The organism is Nodularia sp. UHCC 0506 (assembly GCF_034931045.1).
Taxonomy (GTDB): Bacteria; Cyanobacteriota; Cyanobacteriia; order Cyanobacteriales; family Nostocaceae; genus Nodularia.
On record NZ_JAYGHH010000045.1, the window covers coordinates 38,617 to 42,222 of the forward strand.

5 protein-coding genes are annotated in these 3,606 nt (G+C 40.4%); 2 read left to right on the top strand and 3 right to left on the bottom strand.

Annotated features, from left to right (window positions below):
* Window positions 1-50: 50 nt before the first annotated feature.
* From VB654_RS19970 to VB654_RS19980, 3 genes are read right to left on the bottom strand one after another with little or no spacing between them, the layout of a single operon-like run.
* On the bottom strand, window positions 51-1,289 hold the full coding sequence (locus VB654_RS19970; RefSeq protein WP_323215548.1) for an NAD(P)/FAD-dependent oxidoreductase: 1,239 nt from the start codon (window positions 1,287-1,289) through the stop codon (window positions 51-53).
* A 39-nt stretch (window positions 1,290-1,328) separates the two neighbouring features.
* Entirely contained in the window at window positions 1,329-1,544 is a 216-nt protein-coding gene (rd, locus tag VB654_RS19975; protein ID WP_323215549.1) for a rubredoxin, read from the bottom strand.
* A 31-nt stretch (window positions 1,545-1,575) separates the two neighbouring features.
* Window positions 1,576-1,770, bottom strand: a complete 195-nt coding sequence (locus tag VB654_RS19980) for a hypothetical protein (RefSeq protein ID WP_323215550.1) — start codon at window positions 1,768-1,770, stop codon at window positions 1,576-1,578.
* Between the two features lie 448 nt (window positions 1,771-2,218).
* On the opposite strand from VB654_RS19980, the gene VB654_RS19985 reads away from it, so the two are divergent.
* Together VB654_RS19985 and VB654_RS19990 are read left to right on the top strand one after the other, a co-directional pair.
* The gene (locus VB654_RS19985; RefSeq protein WP_323215551.1) at window positions 2,219-2,776 is read left to right on the top strand and encodes an SRPBCC family protein; all 558 of its coding nucleotides are present in this window, start codon (window positions 2,219-2,221) and stop codon (window positions 2,774-2,776) included.
* Between the two features lie 5 nt (window positions 2,777-2,781).
* Window positions 2,782-3,357: a DUF924 family protein gene (locus tag VB654_RS19990; RefSeq protein WP_323215552.1), complete on the top strand. Its 576-nt coding sequence runs from the start codon at window positions 2,782-2,784 to the stop codon at window positions 3,355-3,357.
* Window positions 3,358-3,606: the final 249 nt, after the last annotated feature.

Consider the following 3,606-nt stretch of genomic DNA (forward strand, 5'->3'; position numbering starts at 1 on the left):
TTCCCTGTTCCCTGCCTCCACGACAAAACTTTTTCAGCAAGCCCTAAATATCAGTTACTAGTTCCCATCGCGTTACCGGCTAAATATGAGGTCGTCCAAGCACTTTGGAAGTTAAAACCACCGGTAATACCATCAATATCTAAAATTTCTCCGGCAAAGTAAAGACCAGGAATTAACTTACTTTCCATTGTCTTAAAGTTGACTTCTTTCAGGTTGACACCACCACAGGTGACAAATTCTTCCTTAAAAACTCCCTTACCTTGGATTAAATATTCTCCCTGAGTCAGTTCTTGGACTAGCTGATTTAATCGTTTTTTGGGTAATTCTGCCCAACGGTCTTCTGTATTAATGCCCGCACGGTCTACAATGTATTGCCAGAGACGATGGGGTAGTTCAACACCACGATGTAAGGCGATCGCCTTTTGTCCCCATTCTGACTTCACTGCTAGGATTTTTTGGCGCACTTCTTCTGGCTTGAAATCAGGCAACCAATTCACCAATAATGTGGCTTGATAGCGGTTGTCGTGGAGAAATCTTGCACCCCAAGCTGAAAGTTTGAGGACAGCCGGTCCACTCATCCCCCAGTGGGTAATTAACAATGGCCCAGTTTGTTCTAATAGAGGTTTTTCTGTACCAGCTAACCGTAACTGTACAGGGTTCATACTCACGCCAGCCAATGCTCTCAGCTTGGGATCGGGAATATTAAAGGTAAACAAAGAAGGTACAGGGGGTTCAATGTGATGACCAAACTCTCTGGCAATTTTATAACCTACAGGGTTGCTTCCTGTTGCCAATAGTAGGCGATCGCACTGTTTGGTTTCTCCCGATTTCAAGAGAATTTCAAATCCTGCTGCTGGGTTAACTTGTTTGACATCAACTACAGGTGTTCCCAAGCGTAATTCTACCCCAAATTTGGCTGTAGCTTTAATCAGACATTCCACAATAGTTTCGGAATTATCTGTAATGGGAAACATTCGGCCATCGGCTTCGGTTTTCAGCCGGACACCTTGTTCTGTAAACCAATCGACTGTATCTTGAGCTTGAAAGCGAGTGAAAGCACCCCTGAGCGCTTTTCCTCCTCTGGGGTAACTTTGGACTAATCGGGAGGGTTCAAAGCAAGCATGAGTGACGTTACAACGTCCTCCCCCAGATATCAGGACTTTCGCCAGTGGTTGACGACTAGCTTCGATTAACGTGACATGGGCGTGAGGATTAACTTTAGCACAAGCGATCGCGCCGAAAAACCCAGCAGCACCACCCCCAACAACTACAATATTTAACGGCAACAAATTAAAAAACGTCTCTATGATATGGCATCTAATTCTAGGCTAGTACAGCAAAGCATAAATAGGAACTCCATCAGATTTTTGACTTCCTCCCTGCTGTACTAGTGGTTCAAATAAATCTTTTGTCACGCCGCAAACTGGACAAACCCAATCCTCTGGGATATCTTCAAAGGGTGTTCCTGGGGATATACCACTATCAGGATCACCAATTTCGGGATCATATTCGTAGCCACAAACAGTACATATATACTTTTCCATAGTTTTTCGCTCTTTTCAGATGATTTTGAGACTACAAGCGCCACCAGGTTCTCTGCACATAGCTAATAATCCCTGTGGCGATCGCCCCTAGTAACAATAGTCCAATCACTCCACCTGGAATAAACGTCAAAATACCAATACCTCTAAGCACCCAAATAGCTAGTCCAATGCCGAGAAGAACTCCAAAAATTTGGGTTAATACCCGATTTAAAGAAGATTGATTCACTGAATTTACCTTTCAAATCTAGATTACTACTGCTTTATGTAACTAACTTTCTGTTTCTAACCTATTCAGGATTGCTGTAAAAACCAGATATTATAACCTATTTTTGGTAAAATTCACTCCCTTGAGCAATTAGATTTACTTTTTCTTTGTATTTGCGTCAACCAGACAATGTACTGGATCAACGGTGTATTGGTGTAATTCTAGCTGTTGCCAATTGGGTTTGCATCTCAAAGTGGTACTATTTTCAAGGAAAATAACTTATCGTTTTGATGAAGAGTGATAATAAATACGGTTTTTACAGTATTATTCCTGAATAATATCCTAACAATGATTAGTTGAGAACATTTAGCCATAAAACTAGAATTTAGTTGGTTGGACTAGTTCCTATCTAATGGTTCACAGTTTCAGTACTGACAGGTGAATAAGTTGAGGAGTAAGTAAAACTAATATGTCTGCGTTTCATATCTCAGACTCGATTACTAAAGGTTTGAATATGCCTTGGAGTCACGAAAAGAAATCGTCGCTGATGCAAGGTGAAATTTTGTTGCAAACGCAATCACATACAGCTTGCGGTGGATCTGTTACCGCCTGTATGTATTTACCACTATTGCGATCGCAGGTATGGCAGCAATTAACTGATTATCCTCGTTGGGTACAATATTTTCCTGACCTCACTAAAAGTGAAGTTTTGTCCAAAGGTGAAGTCAAGCGTCTGTATCAAGTAGCACAAAAGACGTTTTTATTTTTTACAGCTCAAGTCGAAATCTATCTTGACGTTGTAGAATTGCTGGGGCAACAAATTCAATTCCGAATGCATAAAGGAACTTTTGTTGATTTTACAGCCATGTTAGATTTAAAAGATTTTGGCAATGGCACTTTGTTGGCATATCAAGTACAAGCTACTCCTAATATCCCCATCCCTTCAATTTTCATGCAACAAGCTATGAATTTTGAATTGCCTGCCAATATGCGTAAAATGCGACAAGTTTTATGTAAGGTCAAATAAAGGCAATGTTACAGGCAAAAACAATTTTGGAATTTTGGTTTGGGCCTTCAGATGCACCAGATTATGGTAAACCCAAAGCTTATTGGTTTGGAGAAAAAGCAGAATTTGATCAGGAAATCCGCAATCAGTTTCTCCCTGATTACCAAAAAGCAATAGAGGGATATCTAGATGACTGGATTGATTCAGCCGAAACCTGTTTAGCACTGATTTTATTATTGGATCAATTTCCCCGAAATATGTTTCGTGGTAAGCCTGAAGCCTTTGCAACTGACTGGGAAGCACTTTCAGCAGCCCAATATGCAGTTGTACAAGGCTATGACTGCCAATTATTGCCTGTGCAACGCTGGTTTATTTATTTACCTTTTGAACATAGTGAAAACCTCGTCCATCAGCATCAGTGTGTGAAGCTATTTCAGCAACTGAGTCATGATCCTGATAGTGCTAAAGCAATTGAACACTCATTGATTCATCAAGAAATAATTACGCGTTTTGGTCGTTTTCCTCATCGCAATAGCATTTTAGGTCGTACTTCAACAGCATCAGAAAAGGAATTTTTACGGCAACCAAGTTCATGGTTTTAGTCTAGTACCGCAAGGCGGAAGTCAAAAGTCAAAAAGCTTTTACGTTGGGCTTTTGAACCTTTGAAAAAGGAACAGGGAATAGGGAAAAGTTTCAGTTATCTGTCATCCCTAAATTTTCTGATTTATTCAACCCAAAATTCACATTTTTGATGGTATATTCTTCAAAAGCCTTGCACCAACTTTCGGGTTTATCAGCCTCAAACCTTCGATTGATCTGGGTTTTATATTTAGGGCTGGCTGAAGAAATCT

Coding starts and splice junctions, on each gene's coding strand:
- rd (WP_323215549.1), bottom strand. CDS start 1,544: ATGGAAAAGTATATATGTACTGTTTGTGGCTACGAATATGATCCCGAA.
- VB654_RS19985 (WP_323215551.1), top strand. CDS start 2,219: ATGTCTGCGTTTCATATCTCAGACTCGATTACTAAAGGTTTGAATATG.
- VB654_RS19990 (WP_323215552.1), top strand. CDS start 2,782: ATGTTACAGGCAAAAACAATTTTGGAATTTTGGTTTGGGCCTTCAGAT.